We start from the raw sequence: 16,887 nt of genomic DNA on the forward strand, positions 1-16,887 counted from the left end.
TTAGCAATTGAAATCGTTCATTTTTTATATAAAAAAAACGCCCCGCAGGACGTTTTTATTTAGTACGAAGCATTTTTAATCCTTCTTCATCTTCTTCTAATGAATAGACTTCATCGTTTTTAGCGAATAAAACACCGTGGAAGATTTGAAGATCATCATCACAGGCCTCGCAAAATTCCTTTTCGCCTTCGTTCCAAAAGCTAAAGAGCGCTAGTTCATCACTTCGCACGCTTGCATATTTTTGATGAAATTCATAAATCATCATCGCGTAGTAGCGAAGCGCTTCTTCTTTTTTTTCAAATTCAATGGTTTCAATAATATCTTTTTCCCAGCCTTCTAAAAACAGCCAAGGTTCACAATCACTTTTTATTTTATGAACTCTCCATTTATCTGTCATGATTGAACATCTCCTTACTTACAGCTTACTTCTAAAAATTCTCTTTTCCTTATTATTCAGCAAAAATAACTTTGAATCAAGTAAAACGGAAAAAAACGCCTATTTTCAGGAAATAGACGCCAACAAGGTAGCTTAATTCGAACATCTTTTTTATATTAATAATAGCTCCTTAAACTATAAGGAACTAAACTGCCCGTATAGTACTGGGTAACAGGAGGGAAAACGCCGGCTGAAGGCGTAATTTTCCCCCACCAAGATGGTTTTTTGCCCCACCAGTTATCCATCGCTCCATCAGGTGACACGACAAATCCAATTGGACGTGCAAAAGAAGGTATAAAATACGGATAAAACGAATACTGAAAAGGCGTGTAGAAAGAAGAGTAAAACATCTCTCCTTATCCGTTTCCGAAGCCGTTTTGATCAGAACCATCCGGATCGAGCGTATTTGTATTAGAAAGTCCTGAATTTGTATTTACACAAATTCCTGTATTTGAAGACCCTGAACCTTGTGCAGTTTTACTGTTGCTTTTTGGAGAAACATAGTACGTGTCGCCAAACGTAACGACTCCTCCTGTAACGTTTGGAATCACTACATGGTTAATAACAATCGGCATTATCCTCACCCTTTTTATTTTCATCGTGATGTAATATATGAACGATTTATCAAAAGGGTTATAAATTAATGGATATAAATAAAAAATCCCCTTGCAGAATGGGGTATTTTTACGCTTTTACCTCTTTTTTAGAATGACTTAATTCATCTCGCAGAATATCAAAATCTCGTTCTGCTACTTCTTCAATCTTAGTATACAATTCACTCTCTGTTAAAAGTCCTTTTTCTTCAAGTAATTCGACAAGAGCCTTAAACTTGATTCTAGATAAAAGCATTTCGTTTACCGTGCTCTCTGTTGGCTTTTCATTTTTCACTTGTTCTTTTTCTTTAACAGGTTCTTGCTGCAGCTTCACCCTGAAAACAATATTTGTATGCTCTGTAATTTCAGGTGACTGATAAAATGTGCTATGCGAAATGTTTTTTAATGTTAGCGTTTCTTTTGTCTCCATATTTGTTACTTCAAAATACGGATCCTCAAAAAATGCATCATATTTATCATAAGCTGCTTTGCCTACAACCGAAAAAGAAAAGTTTAGCCTTTTCAACTCTTCACCTGTATTCGCATCAGTAATCATTTTTTCTTCAAACATATCAACGTGAAAATTTACGTTATTAATCATTAGTTGTGTCAATTCAATCGCCTCCTTCTTTATTAATACGACACGGAGTGACAAGTTCCCTGTTTTTTTATATAAAAAAACATCTCCCAAAAATGGGGATGTTTTTCAAGGAGCTAGAAAAATGCTTTTTTTTAGCTTTACAATTCTTCTTCTGCTTTGTCGTATTTGCGTTCGTGCGCCGTATCTTCTTCGTTATCACGAATGGTTTTTTGGAGCACAAAAGCAGACATGGTTAAGTATAAAGTTCCAACGGCATAATAACCTTTTACTGGTAATGATGCATCTAAGGTATAAATTCCTATAAACATAGCTAATAGTGCTGTAATGAAAGCTGTCCATGCTAAAAATGTAAAAGCTGCTGTATTACGCTTTTTCATCGTATGACCTCCTCTTTTCCTTTTTCTGTTAAGCGTCGCTTTCATTTTACATTGTAAAATAATTGTTGTCATGGGTATTTATAGTCAGTTACCCTTTTAATCAGAACAAGAAACGGAAGAATTTAGGTCTTACATCCTATTTTTATCTCAGAGCTTTTTCCCGAAGTGATTGTATATAGAAATTCTATTTAAAAGTACGTTTATTCGTTCTCATTGAGAAGTAGAAGACATTGTTTGTAAAGTTCAGTTAATCATTTCTATTACAACAAAAAAATCATCGCCGAGACGATGATTTTTTGTTTAGCCTTCAAAGTATTCTTTATAAAAGCCGCCGACTTGGCTAGTGTTATCAACAACAAAATAAAATTCTTCTGTTTCGTTTTTTACATCATATGTTTTTCCTGCTGTTAAAACATTTTCAACCACGAATTTTTTTGCATCTGTATGTATGCATTTTACTTGTTTAATTGTCGGACGATCGTTCCATTCTAAATGAATCATGTATGTACACTCCTTTGTTTTCATTCAAGATTCATTTTATCTTACTTGAAGTAAAAAAGAAACGGAGCGAATTTAAAAATTAAAAAATTCGCTCATGCACTTTTTTTTTGGCAACTGTTGCTTGTACAAACTGTGCCGTTTGTGCAACAATTGTGTCTTTATCAAAATCCATCGACGCAACATGGTAAGAGTTTCGAAGCATGTGCTGTCTTTTTTCTGCTGATTGAATATGGTTTAAGATATAAGCTGAATTCTCAGGGGGTACTACGTTATCAACGGTTGATGTTAGTACTAAAGCCGGGCACGTTACATAAGGTAAGCGTTCTTTTGTTTCGTCCATTAAAGAAAGCAGCTCACGCATAGAGCGCACTGGTACTTTGTCGTACGTAATTTCATGTACGTTTGGATCCTTAATATCAGGATGATCTTCTTTTAAATAACGAGGCGTATGACGAGAGCGGTAAGGCTCCATTGAAGGAATGGACGTCATAGCCGGATTGATTGCAATAACTCCGTCAAGATCTAATCCTTGGCTTGCTGTATGAAAGGTGAGAGTGCCTCCCATGGACTGACCCAAGATAAATACATGACGGCATTCTTGCTTCAAACGCTGATACCCATTTAAAAAGTCTTGCTTCCATTCCTCGTACGTTGTTTGTTCAATATCATAGTAGTGAGTACCATGTCCCGTTAGTCGCAAACCGTACACAGTAAAACCTTTTTCAGCTAATTCTTTTCCGATATATTCCATACTTTGAGGAGTCCCCATAAATCCGTGAGAAACAAGTATACCAATGTCGTTGCCTTTATAATAAAAAGATTCTGCGCCTTGAATTACGTCATAACGTTCCATTTTCTTCACCCTTTATCACAAATTTTCTGACTAAATGAACTATCTTTATAATACACCTATAATTCCTATAAGTCAACTGGGGTATTTATTTTTTTACGATTCAAAAAGAACGAAGCAAGAATTATCTCTTGCTTCGTTCTTTTTGAATATGTGGAAATACTAGCTCAGCAAACGTATACGCTTCTTCTAGATGCGGGTAGCCTGATAAAATAAACGTATCAATTCCTAGCTCTTTGTATTCTTTTAAACGATCCGCTACAATTTCAGGACTTCCAACAAGAGCGGTTCCAGCTCCTTCTCGTGCTAAGCCAATTCCAGCCCATAGATTCGGAGCAATCTCCAGTGCACTTCGATCTTTTGTGCCGCTGTGCAAACTTGACTGTGTTTTTTGGGCAGTGGAGTCAAATGAGGCAAACTTATCTTGAAACGCTTTGATCGTATCATCATTAACATGTTTAATTAATTTATCTGCAGATTCCCACGCTTCGTCTTCCGATTCTCTTACAATAACGTGGAGGCGAATACCAAAACGAATGTCCCTACCTTCGTTTGCAGCTTTTTCTTTCATCTCATCAATTTTTGTTTTAATCACTGCGGGTGGCTCTCCCCATAACAAATATACATCTGCATGCTTTGCTCCTACTTCTTTTCCTGCTGGAGAAGATCCACCAAAGTACAGCGGAGGATACGGTTTTTGGACAGGAGGCGATGGAATGTACGCGCCTGTTACATCAACATGTTTTCCTTTATAATCCACTTTTTTTCCTGCCATTACATCTCGCCAAATCGTTAAAAATTCATCTGTTAACTCATAGCGTTTATCATGACTTAAATAGTTACCGTACGTTGCTTGCTCCACAGGATCTCCTCCCGTCACAATGTTCAACATAAGTCGGCCGTTTGACATTTGATCGAATGTCGAAGCCATCCGTGCTGAAAGTGTGGGAGACATGACACCCGGGCGAAGTGCAATTAAAAACTTCAGTCGGTTCGTAACGGAAGCAAGTGCCGATGCAATCACCCATGAATCTTCACAATTTGAACCAGTAGGCAACAAAGCGCCGTCATATCCTAGATAATCCAGCCCGTGTGCGATTTGCTTTAAGTAGTGAATGTCACTTGTTCTGCTTCCTTCGGTTGTGCCTAGATAATGTCCGTCGCCTGCTGTAGGGAAAAACCATAAGATGTTCATTTCCATTTCCTCCTAAATATTCTCGTATTCTATATAAAGCGTTTTCATATTGTTTGTTCAATTCTTGTCCGCTAATTACAGAGATGCATTTTTATATTAGCGTATGTAATACAACTCTTTTTATTTATTAAATTAGTAAAATCATAATACCTCTTTAACCTATATGTCAAGTATGAATTGAGATAAAAAAACAAGAATTAAAAGTAATTCTTGTTCGCTTTATTTCCTCATACGTGAAGCCATCGCATTAGCAAGGGTTGATTTTGTTGATATATTTTCAAACGATAAACCTAAATGAGAAGCGGTAATCGCGATTTCAGGACGTACCCCAGAGATCGTTGATTCTACACCTATTAATTTTAATGCATCAATCAGCTGGAAAATCTGATGAGCAACCATCGTATCAACAATAACCACTCCTGAAATATCAATATAAAGGTGATTCACTTGCTGTTCAGCGCAGCGAGTTAGCGTATTTTCTAAAATTCGGCGCGCTCTTGCTGTGTCGATATCCCCAACAAGCGGAAGAATCGCAATATGATCGCTCAATGGAATAACTGGGGAACTCAGCTCATTAATCAGCTCTTTGTGTGCTTCAAGCAACCGCCTTGAATGCTGATGGTGCTCTTCAACAAATTTATAAACGGTGATATCAAACACGCGTACAATCAATTCGTTCCATTCGTCTAGTTCTTCTTGCGTAATATCTTGCTCATACTCTTCTACAAATTGATTTAAATATGTTAAATACTGTTTTCTAACTCGGAAAAATTCTCGAATAATATAATGAATAGGCGTTCTTACATGCTCTCCGTCTTCCGCAATCTTTAAAATCCACGTTTCAAATGAATCAAAAAATTCTTTTTCACTTTTTATAAATACATCGGCTATGTATAAATGAAATTCATTATTTTGACCTTTTAATACTGAAATGACTTCCGGATGAGTAGATGCATAAACCGATTCTGGGTCATTGTCTTCAATGCTTTCATACCATTCTTCCGTCAGTTGATCTGCATGTTTTAAGAAAAACATTCGAAGTGCTTCATTTTTATTCAAAACGATTCCCCTTTCCATACCAGCTACTACCATCATTATAATTCAACTTTTTCCCCCTTACTAGTTTTATAAAAAGAGAAGAAAGAAAATTTTTTAAAAAAATACGTGTAGTTTATGATTTTATGCTACATTGAAAATGGCTATAAAAACAAAAAGGAGTTTTCAAATGATACGAACGTTAGCTCTTACGAACGATGACAAACTTGTGAAACATATACAATTAGATCAGATTCACGACCCCTCTATTCAGTACTATTGGATTGACTTTAACTGCCCTTCTGAAGAAGAAGCGCTGCTGCTTCAATCATCTTTCCACTTTCATCCGTTAGCGATTGAAGATTGCTTTCATTTTCTGCAGCGTCCAAAACTCGATTATTATGAAGGATACAGTTTTTTTGTCCTTCATTCGTTAAATCGTCAAACGTTAGAAGCTGAAGAAGTTGACCTTTTTATCGGCGAAAATTATATGGTTACTTTTCATTTTCACCCGTCAGCTGCAATTGATAAAGTATGGGAAAAGCTGCTTCATACACCTTCGATTCAAGAAAAAGGGATAAGCTATCTTGCGTATTCTGTGATGGATAAAGTGGTAGATGAATATTTCCCCACTGTATATCAGATTGAAGATGAGCTGAATGATATAGAAAACATAGATGCAAAGAAATCCATCTCTGTTTTAATGGAAGATGTATTTACACTTCGAAGTGATTTGCTAAAAATCAGAAGAACCATTTTGCCTATGCGCGATTTATTGTACCGTGTTATAAATTCTGAGCGCCTAGATGTTCATCCTGAACAAAAAAGGTATTTTAAAGATGTCTATGACCACTTATTAAAATTAGCCGATATGATTGAATCAAATCGGGAAATGACGTCTGATATGCGCGATAATTATCTTTCTCTTAATTCAAACCGTATGAATTCAATTATGATGACACTGACTGTTATTTCATCTATCTTTATTCCCCTTACCTTTATCGTTGGCGTATACGGAATGAATTTTGAAAATATGCCTGAGCTAAAGTGGCACTATGGCTATTTCTTTGTGCTTGGCTTCATGGGACTGATAACACTTGGATTAATTCTATGGTTCAAGCGAAAAGGCTGGTTTAATACTGATAAAGAGTAGAAAGATTGAGACATAACGAAATCAATCAAATATAAAGACGAACAAATTGGATAAATGAGCTAGTGCTGTCAATTTCCGCGCAAGACTTCGCTTTTCGCGGGCGGCCGATGAGCCTCCTCGTCGCTTACACTCCTGCGGGGCCTCACCTGTTCAGCTTTTCCTGCAGGAGTCTTCGCCTTGCCTCTAATTAACAGTTATTACATACGGTAAATCTACGTTCACCATCACAATGAAAAAATCCGAACGAGTTGAATTCTCCATTAAGAATCTCGATTGATTGTTCGGATCTCCTTTCAACGAAAATACGTTTTTCCAGCTTCTTTTCTATGGAAAGATAACTAGTTATTTCCCGAAAATATCCATAAAATAATGTGCTTACGTTTCCTTTTTCTAAAAAGTTTCATAAGATAGTGAAAATAATGCTCAGAAAGGAGGCTGACGTAGTGGATACTAAAGGCGAACACTTGCTAATGGATGCGTTCGAATGCGATGAAGTGATATTAAACGACCCCTCACTTTTAAGGAGAATTCTTGTTGAAGCTGCACTAAATGCAGAGATGGAAGTTTTGCACTGTTACTTTCACCAGTTTACGCCCCAAGGCATTACAGGCATTCTCGTATTAGCTACCTCTCACTTGTCTATTCATACGTGGCCGGAGGAAAACTACGCTTCATTAGATTTTTATACGTGCGGAGACAAAGAAATAATTGAAATTGGTTATGCGTTGCTGAAGCAATTAGCTTCAAAAAAAGCTGTTGTGTATTCGATTTCTCGCGGAATTCAACACGCCGAAACTCCAACAAAAAATCGTCAGCATGCTGAAAGCACTCGTCTCCTCAATCGTGGAGATGACTCAGATCACGTTAGTCTACAGCAGATCTTATCAGGCCAGCATGACATTTTGTTTCATCAAAAAAACCGTATTCAAGATATTCAGCTGATTAAAGCATCTGATATTCGAATGTATTTGGATGAACAGCTGCAATTTAGTTCATTAGATGAACATGCGTACCATGAAGCTCTTGTACATCCTATCTTTGCAGCTTCCTTAAATCCTCGCCGTATTCTTATTCTGGGCGGTGGAGATGGTTTGGCTTTACGAGAAGTCCTTAAATATAAAGAAGTTAAAGAAATAGACCTTGTAGAAATAGATGCTGACGTTGTAAATGCTGCGATGAATGTAGAAGAATTAAAGAAGTTAAATCAACGCTCATTTGAAGATTCTCGTGTCACCGTTCATATTCAAGATGCTGTTGACTACCTCTCTTTGAATTCAGCGTGTTATGATATTATCATTATCGACTTTCCTGATCCTACTAACAAAAAAATAAGTGCGCTTTATACAAAAGAATTTTACGCACTTCTCCAACGTTCACTATCGCGCAGCGGCTTAGTCGTGTGTCAGTCAAATTCTCCTAGAGACACACCTATCGTTTTTTGGAGCATTAATAAGACGATGAAAGCTTCTCAGTTTTATACGTTGAGCTACCACACCATTATTCCCTCTTTTGGAGATTGGGGTTTTCACATCGGCTCGAAAACACCTTTGCCTGCCCCGATACTATCTACTGATGTTTCATCTACTACGCTGCCACCAGACTTTACTAAGCTAATGCGTTTTTCTCCCCATTCTCTTTCTAAAAAACAGTTTGCAGTTGTGAACTCTGCTGAGCATTTGGTTCTGCATAAAATATTTAAAAAAGAAGGCTTATATTTGTAAAAAAGAAAGCTTGGCTTATACATTCCTTTTCTTTTGACATACTAAAACAGTCTCGTCACCACTGTGCAACAGAAAGGATTGTTATGAGAAAAATTTCGGTTTTTGTTATCTTAGTGCTAACTGTTATTTTCCCTTCCCCCGCTTTTAGCCAAGTGAAAGTGCCAGTCCTGATTTACCATTCTATTGATGCCTACACAGGCCACGGGGAAAAAGAACTGTATGTGACGCCTGAAAATTTCGAGAAACAGCTTCTTTATCTTAAAAAGCAAGGATATACGCCGCTAACATTTGAAAAATGGCAGGAACTAAAGCGTGTGAAAAAACCTATATTTATTACATTTGACGATGGATATAAAAATAATCTTACTATCTTGCCTATTTTTCAAAGAGCAGCCAGCCCTCAATTTCATCCAGCGGCTACAATTTTTGTGATTTCAGATTTTATCGGCCGTCCCAACCGTTTGTCGCCAGCGGATTTAAAAAAATTTGTTGATTCAGGTTTTTTTTCTATTCAGTCTCATACCGCTACTCATCCGGATTTAACTAAGACGAAAAATTTATCCTATGAGCTAGCTGATTCAAAACGAAAAATTGAAGCCATTACGAGCAGGCCAGTTATTGCTGTTGCTTACCCCTATGGAAAGGTCAATAGCCGCGTAGTCGACGAAACAAAAAAGAATTATACATTTGGTCTTTCAACGATTCCAAATTTTTTTACTGAAAGCGGACAAAAGAATGAAAACTATCTTATTCCTCGTCTGTACGTCACGTATTCTACAACGATTGAAGATTTTGCTAAGCTGCTAAAAGGAAGCTAGGAGAGGCTAGGACAAAAGTATTTTAGTTAAAGGAAAATCCGAACGATGAATTGAGATTCTTGATAAAGAATCCAACTCGTTCGGATTTTTTATTGATAGGGTGAACGCAGGTTTTATGTATGTGAATGCTTTTAGCTGATGATTGGAGGGCAAGACGAAGACTCCTGCGGGAAAAGCGGAACAGGTGAGACCCCGCAGGCGCATAAGCGACGAGGAGGCTCACCGGCCGCCCGCGGAAAGCGAAGTCTTGCACGGAAATCAACAGCGGTGTCTCAAGCGATTTAGCTCATTTCTCCTATTTGTTCGTCTTTAGGTGAGATGAATGTAGTTTATGTCTCAGCCTCTTTTAAAATTTTGTTATTTCTAGTCCTCGCTCTTGCTGCCATTCAGCATAAAAAACTTCGCTGTATTCCTTTATTTTCTTGATTGCAAGCTGTTTTTTTAACCACTTTTCATCTACGTTGGCTTCTTTTAAATTGCCAGGCACTACTTTTCCATCCATGATTAAAGCGATAGGTAAATTGGTTTGAGAATAAGGGATGTTTAAATCATTTTTCGTTGGAGGGCCGAATTCGTGTTTAGGAGCGACGCTCACCTCTCCATTTGTTTCTAAAATGACGTATTCTGCTTCATACAGTGAAAAATACCCTTGCTGTCTCATTAGATGCTGAAGCTGATTCAAGTCCAAGTTGTTTTTCTTAAGCTCTTTATAAAGAATTTTCCCTTTATAAATAATCATTGAAGGCTTTCCTTCAAGAATTCCCCTAAACCCTGTAAAGGTTTGAGATAGCTTTGTCACTGCGTAGATCAAAAGCCCCCAAATCAAAACGCTATAAAGAATTTCAGTTAACTCTACTCCTTTTTCAAGAGCTGCATCCCCCACAATATTTCCCAGGACAAGCGTTGTAATAAAGTCAAACGGAGTGATTTGAGCAAACTGTGTCTTACCTAAAAGCTTCAGCATAATAAATAGCGCTAAAAATCCACATATCAGTTCAATCGCAATATCTTTATACATTGATACCCTTCCTCTATAGCAAGCATGTTATAGTATCAGTTTGTATCATATGTGAGAGTGATAAACCTGACTTTTGATTTTTCTTTCCTTCGTTCTCTAGTTATAGAACTTTTGATTAAACTTTTTTCTTACTTGCATAGGTTTCTAACGTTGCATATTGATTAAAAATGGATGCGGCTGCTTTTTTCCCTACATATCTAAGGTGCCATGGTTCGTATTTATAGCCGGTAACCTGCTCTTCGCCTTCAGGGTATCGAATAATGAATCCGTATTGATAGGCATTTTTTGAAAGCCAATGAGCTTCTGGTGTATCAGCGAAGCAGTCTGCTGCAGCACACATTCCACTTCCTCCCGTGACATCGATTGCTAGTCCCGTTTCGTGTTCACTTGTTCCAGGATAGGCGCTATAGGTGCGTGCTTGTTCTTCACCGTCTCGCGTTGCATAAAATGCAAAAAGCTCTTTTTGACGCTCGTAAGATCGATAACCGGATACACCAAGTAAGCTGATTCCCTCTTTTTCGGCATCTCGGAAAAGTTCTTCAAGTGCTTGTGCCGCAGACTTTCTAAGCATTCGTTTTTCTATTTTTTCGTTGAAGATAAATGGAACGTCAGCATAGACTAAATCGGAAGGCTGATAGGATTCAGGAAGCTGATGCTTTTTATTAACTAAAGCCGTAACGGATTCGGGATTCGCTATTACCACTGTTTCGTCTACATTAGGTTTCGTTAAAGATGAAGAAGCTGATGAGTTTTCTAGTTTTTGAGCCTGTCCATTTTTTGTAAATTCTCTGGCAGGCTTTGATGAAGAATTGTTTGTTCCGCACCCTGCTATCATCAGCGTAAAAGCTAAAGAACAAATAAATAAAAAGTATTTCATGATGTCTTACTCCTTTCAAACGGCTTTTGATGGGCTACAAAAGCCTGTAAAGAAAGGATAAAATATAAATGTTTCTGTTTGTTATTCAGTTGTTTCAAACTTGTAAACACTCTTAAAAAAATTTAAGGTGTAAAAAATAGAAATGAGGCTGAGACATAACGAAATGAACCCAACCCACAGACGAACAATCTGGATACACGATCTGGACTGCTTGCTCGAACGCTGTTGCTTTCCGTGCAAGGCTTCGCTTTCCGCGGGCGGCCGATGAGCCTCCTCGTCGCTCATGCTCCTGCGGGGTCTCATCTGTTCCGTTGTTCCCGCAGGAGTCTTCGCCTTGCCCTCCAACCAACAGCTAGAAGCACCTGCGTTCACCATGATTATAAAAAAAACACGAACTATTTATCCATTTTTGATAGATAGTTCGTGTTTCACTTTAATGAAACTACTTTTGTCTCAGCCTCATTTTAAAAAGATAATATACGTATGAACTTGATTTTGCGTAAAGCTCGATGCAACTAGTTTACTTCCTGATTGACTCCAGGCAAGCTGATCTGCAGCATAGTCTAAATTTACGTTTAAGTGTGTAACATCTCCTGTTAATCCATCTGCTATGAATATCCCTTTATCTCCCTCTTTTTCAGAAATAAAGTTATAAGCTAATTTCGAACCGTCGGGAGACCAGCTTACACCAAAAATTTGAGTGGACAGAGCAAGCTGAAAAGCTTCGGATCCTTTTAAATCTGTGATAGACAGCGTTCTCGTTTGGGCATCTTTTTGCTGAACGAGCGCTAATTGTTTTCCGTTTGGAGACGGGATAATAGAAACCACATTATCTCGGATTTTTTCAGGGTCCGTCTGTTCGTTATGAAGAAAAAAAAGCTGGTTGTTTACACCAATATAATAAATGCCACCTATTCCTTTAACTGCATCTAAGATTCGATCGTCTCTGTGCAACAGAGGTTCTGCTTCTCCTTTTACATTTGCTTTAGAAAGCTTTCCTTCCATTGTAATAAACATTACTTCTGAATTATTAAGCCACTCTCCGCTTGATGGATAGAGAAGAACATTCTTTATTTTAACTGTTTTTTTTGTTTGAACGTTCATTATATAACCAAATGTATCTTCGCCTTTTGCTACTTTGTAAAAAAGAAATTCACCATTCGGAGAAAGCTTTGCCGCATGTTGAATTTCATTGCTTGGATGCAACACAAAAGTAGACTTGTTTTTTAGATTATAAGTAGCTAGATTCTGTGCATATACCTTTTTGGGACCGAAATCGTTCGAACGAAATTGTTTGTTTTTTTTACTAACAATCATTGTGTTTTCGTTTAAAAATTGAAACGCCCTTACGCCGTTAATATCCTGAACGTCTTTCACTTCTATTTTTCCATCTTTATCTACTTCGTCCAATACAGTAATTTTCTTGTCGGGTTTTTCAACGGTTTCTCTGCGGCTTTCTTTTTGTCCGCATGATGCTAAAATAAGAAAAGTGCTTGCTATACATATCATTAATCTATACCGTTTCAATAACGGTTCACTCCTTTTAGCTAACTCATTTCTCTGTTTTCAAAGGAAACGACACTTTGAAAATCGTCCATTTAGAATCAGAATGATGCAGCTTGATAACGCCTTTTTGCTTTTCAGTTAAATCTTTGGCTAATGCTAAGCCAAGGCCTGTACCTCCGGATAAACGCGACCGATCTTTATTTACGGTGAAAAATGGTTGAAATAATTTTTCTTCTGCTTCGGGTGGAATCCCTATCCCGGTGTTAGCTACATCTACAATAATAGAATTCTCTAAAGTATAAGACGTTACTTCCACTTTTCCGCCTGGTTCATTATATTTAATAGCATTGTCAATTAAATTGATAAAAATGTGTATTAAGCTTTCACGATCAGCCCAAACAACTGCTTCTTTTATATTTGTATGAAGAGTCAAATCAAATTTAGCTGCTTTTCCTTTCATACGATCGCATATGTCTTCTAGAAGCCGCTTCAATTCAACTTGCTCTGGCCGCTGCTCGAAATCATATTTCTCAAGCGCTGAAAGTTTTAAGATTTTATCTACCATTTCATGAAGGCGATTCGTTTCTTTACGAATATTTTGCACGCCGTCTTCCGTAAGTTGAGGATCATCTCGATACATATCAAGTAAGTCAACATAAGCTTTGATCGATGTTAAAGGCGTCTTAAATTCGTGGCTGATGTTACCGATAAACTGCTTTTGCTGCTGTTCAAGAGACTGCAGTTTCGAAATAGCGAACTCAAGCTTTCTTTTTTCTTCATTCATTTGATCGATATTTTTTTCAATCGACGTACTCATAAAAAACAAGCCTTGACTGAGCTCCCCGAGTTCATCGCGCCGTTTGAACGGCAGGTCGGTTAAATAACGACCTTTTCGAATCTGCTGTGAAGTTTTTTGAAGGCTAGCAATAAGCGAAGCAATGCGGTAAAAATAAGCGTAGCCAATAAAAAAAGCTGCTGCTGCTGCAATCGTTCCCCAAGTACGAAATAGGTGCCTAATGTCAGCTATAAACTGCTGATTATTTTTTAGGGAATGGTCAAAACGAATGGCTCCAATAAATTGATTATCGATTGACACAGGTGCAAAGTAAATAAGGGAAGAACCCGAGATTTGATAGGCTATTTTTCCTTTCAAAGCATAGCTAAGCGTATCAGAAACATCCACATCTTTTTGGCCGATGGGAATAGAGCTTCCTGCTTCCTGTCCTTTTTGATTATATAGGACTGTTTGCATTCCGCTTTGTGATGCAATCGAAGATGCAAGACGCTGTCCTTTTTGCTGAAGAAAAGAATCTGTATTCAGAGACGGGTCACCGGTTACATAACTTTGATGAATCGTCTGCTCGGCTGCTTTGCTTTTTTGAATAAGTTCACTTTCTAGCTGATCACGCTGATTTGTCTCAATTCCTTTTAACACAAGTACGCTCAGTACGGTTACTGTTAAAATAATTAAAAAAGCAAGAACGAGCCCCATCTTAGCTTTTAGGCTGATTTTCATTCATTGATCCCTGCTGTCGCTTTATATCCAACCCCATATACCGTTTGAAGCAAATAAGGCTCTGCTTCTCCTACTTTTTTTCGAAGGCGCTGCATGTGAATGTCTACCGTACGTGTACCGCCTGCATAATCCATCCCCCAGACAAGATCTAGTAAATCTTCTCGTGTGTATACTCTCTCTAAATTGGCAAGTAATAAAGCAATAAGATCAAACTCCTTTGGTGTAAGCTTAACTAACTCATTGGCAACATGTAACGTGCGCTGAATTAAGTTCACCTTCACTTTTCCCACCGTGATTTCTCCCACAGCTTCAGGAGCTTCATTTTTTTCTATTCGCCGAACAAGCGCTTTAGCTCTAGCTACAAGTTCTCTTACATCAAACGGCTTGGTCATGTAATCATCAGCGCCTAACTCTAAACCTAGAACTTTATCGACGATATCATTTTTAACCGTTAACAAGATAATCCCCATTCCTCTTCGATTCTCAAGTTTTCGACATACTTCATAGCCGGTTAATTTCGGCATCATCACATCTAATATCATCACGTCAGGTTGAAAGCTTTTTACTTTTTTAAGTGCTTCTTCACCGTCAGATGCTGTGTCTACAATATATCCTTCGCGCTTGAAAGCATAAGATACCGCTGTAGCAATACTTTTTTCATCATCAACTACTAAAATCCTTTTATTCAATGTATCACGTACTTTCATTTGATATTTCTATTCGTCTATCTTATCAAACAGCTTTCCCAAAAACATCTCCAAGTTGTTTCGAAATTGTAAACAAAAATAAATAGATTGAGACATAACAAAATCAATTCAATCTAAAGACGAATAAATGGGGTCAATGAGCTTGACTGCTCGCTACACCGCGGTTGATTTCCGTGCAAGGCTTCGCTTTCCGCGGGCGGCCGCTGAGCCTCCTAGTCGCTTGCGCTCCTGCGGGGTCTCACCTGTTCCGCTTTTCCCGCAGGAGTCTGCGGCTTGCCCTCCAATCAAGCGCTAGAATAAACTAAACAGATGAAATCTATGTTTACCATGAACATAAAAAAATCCGAATAAAGTTGATTTTCCTTGAAAAATCTCGATTCATCGATCCAATTTTCTTTCAGCTAAAATCATGTTGTCTTAGCTTTTTATTAGCGTTATTATTCATTTGTAAAAGGCAGGATTTTATGAGTATTCAAATATTGATGAAGTAGATCTATACGCTGCTCGCTGCTAATAAAACCAATGTATCCATCCGGTCTAATAACGTATAGAGCATCTTTTTGAAGCCCTGCTTTCTTTAAGTAAGGGTTCCAAGAAAACTCGTGCAAGGAGAAGTCTTTTTCTTGCATGCTCTTTTTTAGCTTCTCTGCTGCTGTTCCATAGACATGTATTTGCCAGTTTAAAGACTGCAAAGATTCAAAATTCCCTTCTACATAAGGTAATCGATCACCACTTTGCACATTTTTCCCTTGTCCGCTGCTTAGGTCACTATTTCGATACTTAATGCGGATTTGAGATAAAATCGTAAATGCTTTGTGACGGGGATAAGGGAAACGAAATAAAAAGGATAGTACAGGCGGAAAGATATGCTTTCTAAAAAATTGACTCGTTTTATCTCGTGCCACCATTCGCTTAAAAGCGCGATCAGTTGTATTTACAAGCAGCTCTGCAAAAGGCAACCTTTCTTCTTCGTATGTATCTAATATGGAAAGTGCCGCTTTGCGTTGAAGGACAGCTGCTAATTTCCATGAAAGGTTGATTGCATCTCCAATTCCTGTGTTCATTCCTTGTCCGCCTGCAGGACTATGAATATGGGCCGCATCTCCACTTAGAAAAATACGTCCCTGTCGGAAACGACTTGCTACTCTGTGATGGATATGATATGTCGAGAACCAATTTATACCCTCAACCTGGGCACCAAATGTTCGTTGAATAAAAGCGTGAATGTTTTCAGCTTTTACATCGTTTTGATCCTCAAAAGCTGAAGGAATAATGCCGATCATTCGATACGTTCCTTTACTTCTAACAGGCATACAAATCAAAAATTCTTCATTACTAAATGAAATACTGATTTTTTGATCCTTCATCACTTCACCAGAGCCGTGAACATCCATCACATAAAAATGCTGTTTATATTTTTCTCCTTTAAATTCTATCTTCAGTTGTTTACGAACTGTACTGTGTGCTCCGTCACATCCACAAATATATTTAAAATAAGCGGTTTCCTCTTGCTGAGCTTTTAATAAAGCTTTTACCCCTTCTCCGTGTTCAGCTAGAGATAGTAACTCTGTCTTCCATTCTACTTCAATCCCAAGATTTTTTAATTTTTCAAGCAGAAACCGCTCGTGGTCATCCTGTGGAAATGTAAGAACAAAAGGAAAAGGACTTAATCCTTCTCCTAAAGATCCTAGATGAACTTTTGCTTTTATTTTCTTCTTTACTCGGACATATACATCTTCCATCTTAATCCCGCGTTTTATGACTTCATCTGCAAAACCGAACTGCTGATAAAATTCAAGGGTTCGCGGTAAAATAGCCATTGCCCGGGAGGCTTGCCCAGGCCCGGCGCTTCTGTCAATAATTCGAAAAGGAATGTTATGTCTGGCTAAATTGTAGGCCATAACGAGGCCAGTAGGGCCGGCACCAACGATTAAGATTTGTGGATTCATCATCATCTCTCCTTTTCATTCAGTTACAGTATCT

Annotated in this window: 21 protein-coding genes; 4 read left to right on the forward strand and 17 right to left on the reverse strand. The window is 37.9% G+C overall.

Annotated features, from left to right (window positions below; genetic code table 11):
- Positions 1 to 55: 55 nt before the first annotated feature.
- The 9 genes from MMB68_RS06625 to MMB68_RS06665 form a co-directional block, all read right to left on the reverse strand.
- Positions 56 to 397 carry a DUF1033 family protein gene (locus tag MMB68_RS06625; RefSeq protein ID WP_013057574.1) on the reverse strand — a complete coding sequence of 114 codons (342 nt, stop codon included), beginning with the start codon at positions 395 to 397 and terminating at the stop codon, positions 56 to 58.
- A 155-nt stretch (positions 398 to 552) separates the two neighbouring features.
- Entirely contained in the window at positions 553 to 786 is a 234-nt protein-coding gene (locus MMB68_RS06630) for a hypothetical protein (RefSeq protein ID WP_115654219.1), read from the reverse strand.
- A gap of 6 nt (positions 787 to 792) precedes the next feature.
- A complete protein-coding gene (locus MMB68_RS06635) occupies positions 793 to 1,011 on the reverse strand; it encodes a spore germination protein (protein WP_013083687.1) in 219 nt (72 codons plus the stop codon).
- A gap of 109 nt (positions 1,012 to 1,120) precedes the next feature.
- Positions 1,121 to 1,642, reverse strand: coding sequence for a hypothetical protein (locus tag MMB68_RS06640; protein WP_221784826.1), 522 nt, complete (start codon positions 1,640 to 1,642; stop codon positions 1,121 to 1,123).
- A 125-nt stretch (positions 1,643 to 1,767) separates the two neighbouring features.
- Positions 1,768 to 2,007: a YiaA/YiaB family inner membrane protein gene (locus MMB68_RS06645; protein ID WP_013057577.1), complete on the reverse strand. Its 240-nt coding sequence runs from the start codon at positions 2,005 to 2,007 to the stop codon at positions 1,768 to 1,770.
- A gap of 300 nt (positions 2,008 to 2,307) precedes the next feature.
- Positions 2,308 to 2,508 carry a DUF6501 family protein gene (locus tag MMB68_RS06650; RefSeq protein WP_221784825.1) on the reverse strand — a complete coding sequence of 67 codons (201 nt, stop codon included), beginning with the start codon at positions 2,506 to 2,508 and terminating at the stop codon, positions 2,308 to 2,310.
- Between the two features lie 79 nt (positions 2,509 to 2,587).
- Positions 2,588 to 3,361, reverse strand: coding sequence for an alpha/beta hydrolase (locus MMB68_RS06655; protein ID WP_115654222.1), 774 nt, complete (start codon positions 3,359 to 3,361; stop codon positions 2,588 to 2,590).
- Between the two features lie 121 nt (positions 3,362 to 3,482).
- The gene (ssuD, locus tag MMB68_RS06660) at positions 3,483 to 4,553 is read right to left on the reverse strand and encodes an FMNH2-dependent alkanesulfonate monooxygenase (RefSeq protein ID WP_221784824.1); all 1,071 of its coding nucleotides are present in this window, start codon (positions 4,551 to 4,553) and stop codon (positions 3,483 to 3,485) included.
- 219 nt (positions 4,554 to 4,772) lie between these two features.
- Positions 4,773 to 5,648 (reverse strand): STAS domain-containing protein, encoded by an 876-nt coding sequence (locus MMB68_RS06665; RefSeq protein WP_372452267.1) that lies wholly within the window; start codon positions 5,646 to 5,648, stop codon positions 4,773 to 4,775.
- A gap of 130 nt (positions 5,649 to 5,778) precedes the next feature.
- Here MMB68_RS06665 and corA point away from each other — a divergent pair, with 130 nt between their 5' ends.
- From corA to MMB68_RS06685, 4 genes are all read left to right on the forward strand, one after another.
- A complete protein-coding gene (gene corA / locus MMB68_RS06670) occupies positions 5,779 to 6,741 on the forward strand; it encodes a magnesium/cobalt transporter CorA (protein ID WP_221784822.1) in 963 nt (320 codons plus the stop codon).
- 443 nt (positions 6,742 to 7,184) lie between these two features.
- Positions 7,185 to 8,462 (forward strand): polyamine aminopropyltransferase, encoded by a 1,278-nt coding sequence (locus MMB68_RS06675; RefSeq protein WP_277447636.1) that lies wholly within the window; start codon positions 7,185 to 7,187, stop codon positions 8,460 to 8,462.
- 83 nt (positions 8,463 to 8,545) lie between these two features.
- Positions 8,546 to 9,280, forward strand: a complete 735-nt coding sequence (locus MMB68_RS06680; RefSeq protein WP_221784820.1) for a polysaccharide deacetylase family protein — start codon at positions 8,546 to 8,548, stop codon at positions 9,278 to 9,280.
- Positions 9,281 to 9,418: 138 nt separating this feature from the next.
- Positions 9,419 to 9,565 (forward strand): hypothetical protein, encoded by a 147-nt coding sequence (locus tag MMB68_RS06685; protein ID WP_221784819.1) that lies wholly within the window; start codon positions 9,419 to 9,421, stop codon positions 9,563 to 9,565.
- A 61-nt stretch (positions 9,566 to 9,626) separates the two neighbouring features.
- On the opposite strand, the gene MMB68_RS06690 is transcribed toward MMB68_RS06685, so the two are convergent.
- From MMB68_RS06690 to MMB68_RS06725, 8 genes are all read right to left on the reverse strand, one after another.
- On the reverse strand, positions 9,627 to 10,298 hold the full coding sequence (locus MMB68_RS06690) for a DUF421 domain-containing protein (RefSeq protein ID WP_063247748.1): 672 nt from the start codon (positions 10,296 to 10,298) through the stop codon (positions 9,627 to 9,629).
- Positions 10,299 to 10,413: 115 nt separating this feature from the next.
- Complete coding sequence (locus tag MMB68_RS06695) at positions 10,414 to 11,175, reverse strand: M15 family metallopeptidase (RefSeq protein WP_221784818.1); 762 nt, start codon at positions 11,173 to 11,175, stop codon at positions 10,414 to 10,416.
- A gap of 112 nt (positions 11,176 to 11,287) precedes the next feature.
- Entirely contained in the window at positions 11,288 to 11,524 is a 237-nt protein-coding gene (locus MMB68_RS06700) for a hypothetical protein (protein ID WP_269871543.1), read from the reverse strand.
- A gap of 110 nt (positions 11,525 to 11,634) precedes the next feature.
- Positions 11,635 to 12,702, reverse strand: coding sequence for a TolB family protein (locus tag MMB68_RS06705; RefSeq protein WP_221784816.1), 1,068 nt, complete (start codon positions 12,700 to 12,702; stop codon positions 11,635 to 11,637).
- Positions 12,703 to 12,727: 25 nt separating this feature from the next.
- Complete coding sequence (locus MMB68_RS06710) at positions 12,728 to 14,197, reverse strand: sensor histidine kinase (protein WP_221784815.1); 1,470 nt, start codon at positions 14,195 to 14,197, stop codon at positions 12,728 to 12,730.
- Positions 14,194 to 14,886 (reverse strand): response regulator transcription factor, encoded by a 693-nt coding sequence (locus MMB68_RS06715; protein WP_221785110.1) that lies wholly within the window; start codon positions 14,884 to 14,886, stop codon positions 14,194 to 14,196. Before MMB68_RS06715 ends, MMB68_RS06710 begins: the two co-directional genes overlap by 4 nt.
- Positions 14,887 to 15,057: 171 nt before the next feature.
- Positions 15,058 to 15,192 (reverse strand): hypothetical protein, encoded by a 135-nt coding sequence (locus MMB68_RS06720; protein ID WP_260506868.1) that lies wholly within the window; start codon positions 15,190 to 15,192, stop codon positions 15,058 to 15,060.
- 149 nt (positions 15,193 to 15,341) lie between these two features.
- Positions 15,342 to 16,853 carry an FAD-dependent monooxygenase gene (locus tag MMB68_RS06725; RefSeq protein ID WP_260506785.1) on the reverse strand — a complete coding sequence of 504 codons (1,512 nt, stop codon included), beginning with the start codon at positions 16,851 to 16,853 and terminating at the stop codon, positions 15,342 to 15,344.
- Between the last annotated feature and the right edge of the window lie 34 nt (positions 16,854 to 16,887).

The organism is Priestia sp. Y58, from assembly GCF_029522095.1.
Classification (GTDB): domain Bacteria; phylum Bacillota; class Bacilli; order Bacillales; family Bacillaceae_H; genus Priestia; species Priestia megaterium_E.

What these genes read in the sequence shown, in the direction of transcription:
- MMB68_RS06625 (WP_013057574.1), bottom strand. Translation starts at nt 397, where the DNA reads ATGACAGATAAATGGAGAGTTCATAAAATAAAAAGTGATTGTGAACCT.
- MMB68_RS06645 (WP_013057577.1), bottom strand. Translation starts at nt 2,007, where the DNA reads ATGAAAAAGCGTAATACAGCAGCTTTTACATTTTTAGCATGGACAGCT.
- MMB68_RS06695 (WP_221784818.1), bottom strand. Translation starts at nt 11,175, where the DNA reads ATGAAATACTTTTTATTTATTTGTTCTTTAGCTTTTACGCTGATGATA.
- MMB68_RS06655 (WP_115654222.1), bottom strand. Translation starts at nt 3,361, where the DNA reads ATGGAACGTTATGACGTAATTCAAGGCGCAGAATCTTTTTATTATAAA.
- MMB68_RS06690 (WP_063247748.1), bottom strand. Translation starts at nt 10,298, where the DNA reads ATGTATAAAGATATTGCGATTGAACTGATATGTGGATTTTTAGCGCTA.
- corA (WP_221784822.1), top strand. Translation starts at nt 5,779, where the DNA reads ATGATACGAACGTTAGCTCTTACGAACGATGACAAACTTGTGAAACAT.
- MMB68_RS06650 (WP_221784825.1), bottom strand. Translation starts at nt 2,508, where the DNA reads ATGATTCATTTAGAATGGAACGATCGTCCGACAATTAAACAAGTAAAA.
- MMB68_RS06630 (WP_115654219.1), bottom strand. Translation starts at nt 786, where the DNA reads ATGTTTTACTCTTCTTTCTACACGCCTTTTCAGTATTCGTTTTATCCG.
- MMB68_RS06635 (WP_013083687.1), bottom strand. Translation starts at nt 1,011, where the DNA reads ATGCCGATTGTTATTAACCATGTAGTGATTCCAAACGTTACAGGAGGA.
- MMB68_RS06665 (WP_372452267.1), bottom strand. Translation starts at nt 5,648, where the DNA reads ATGATGGTAGTAGCTGGTATGGAAAGGGGAATCGTTTTGAATAAAAAT.
- ssuD (WP_221784824.1), bottom strand. Translation starts at nt 4,553, where the DNA reads ATGAACATCTTATGGTTTTTCCCTACAGCAGGCGACGGACATTATCTA.
- MMB68_RS06680 (WP_221784820.1), top strand. Translation starts at nt 8,546, where the DNA reads ATGAGAAAAATTTCGGTTTTTGTTATCTTAGTGCTAACTGTTATTTTC.
- MMB68_RS06710 (WP_221784815.1), bottom strand. Translation starts at nt 14,197, where the DNA reads ATGAAAATCAGCCTAAAAGCTAAGATGGGGCTCGTTCTTGCTTTTTTA.
- MMB68_RS06685 (WP_221784819.1), top strand. Translation starts at nt 9,419, where the DNA reads ATGATTGGAGGGCAAGACGAAGACTCCTGCGGGAAAAGCGGAACAGGT.
- MMB68_RS06725 (WP_260506785.1), bottom strand. Translation starts at nt 16,853, where the DNA reads ATGAATCCACAAATCTTAATCGTTGGTGCCGGCCCTACTGGCCTCGTT.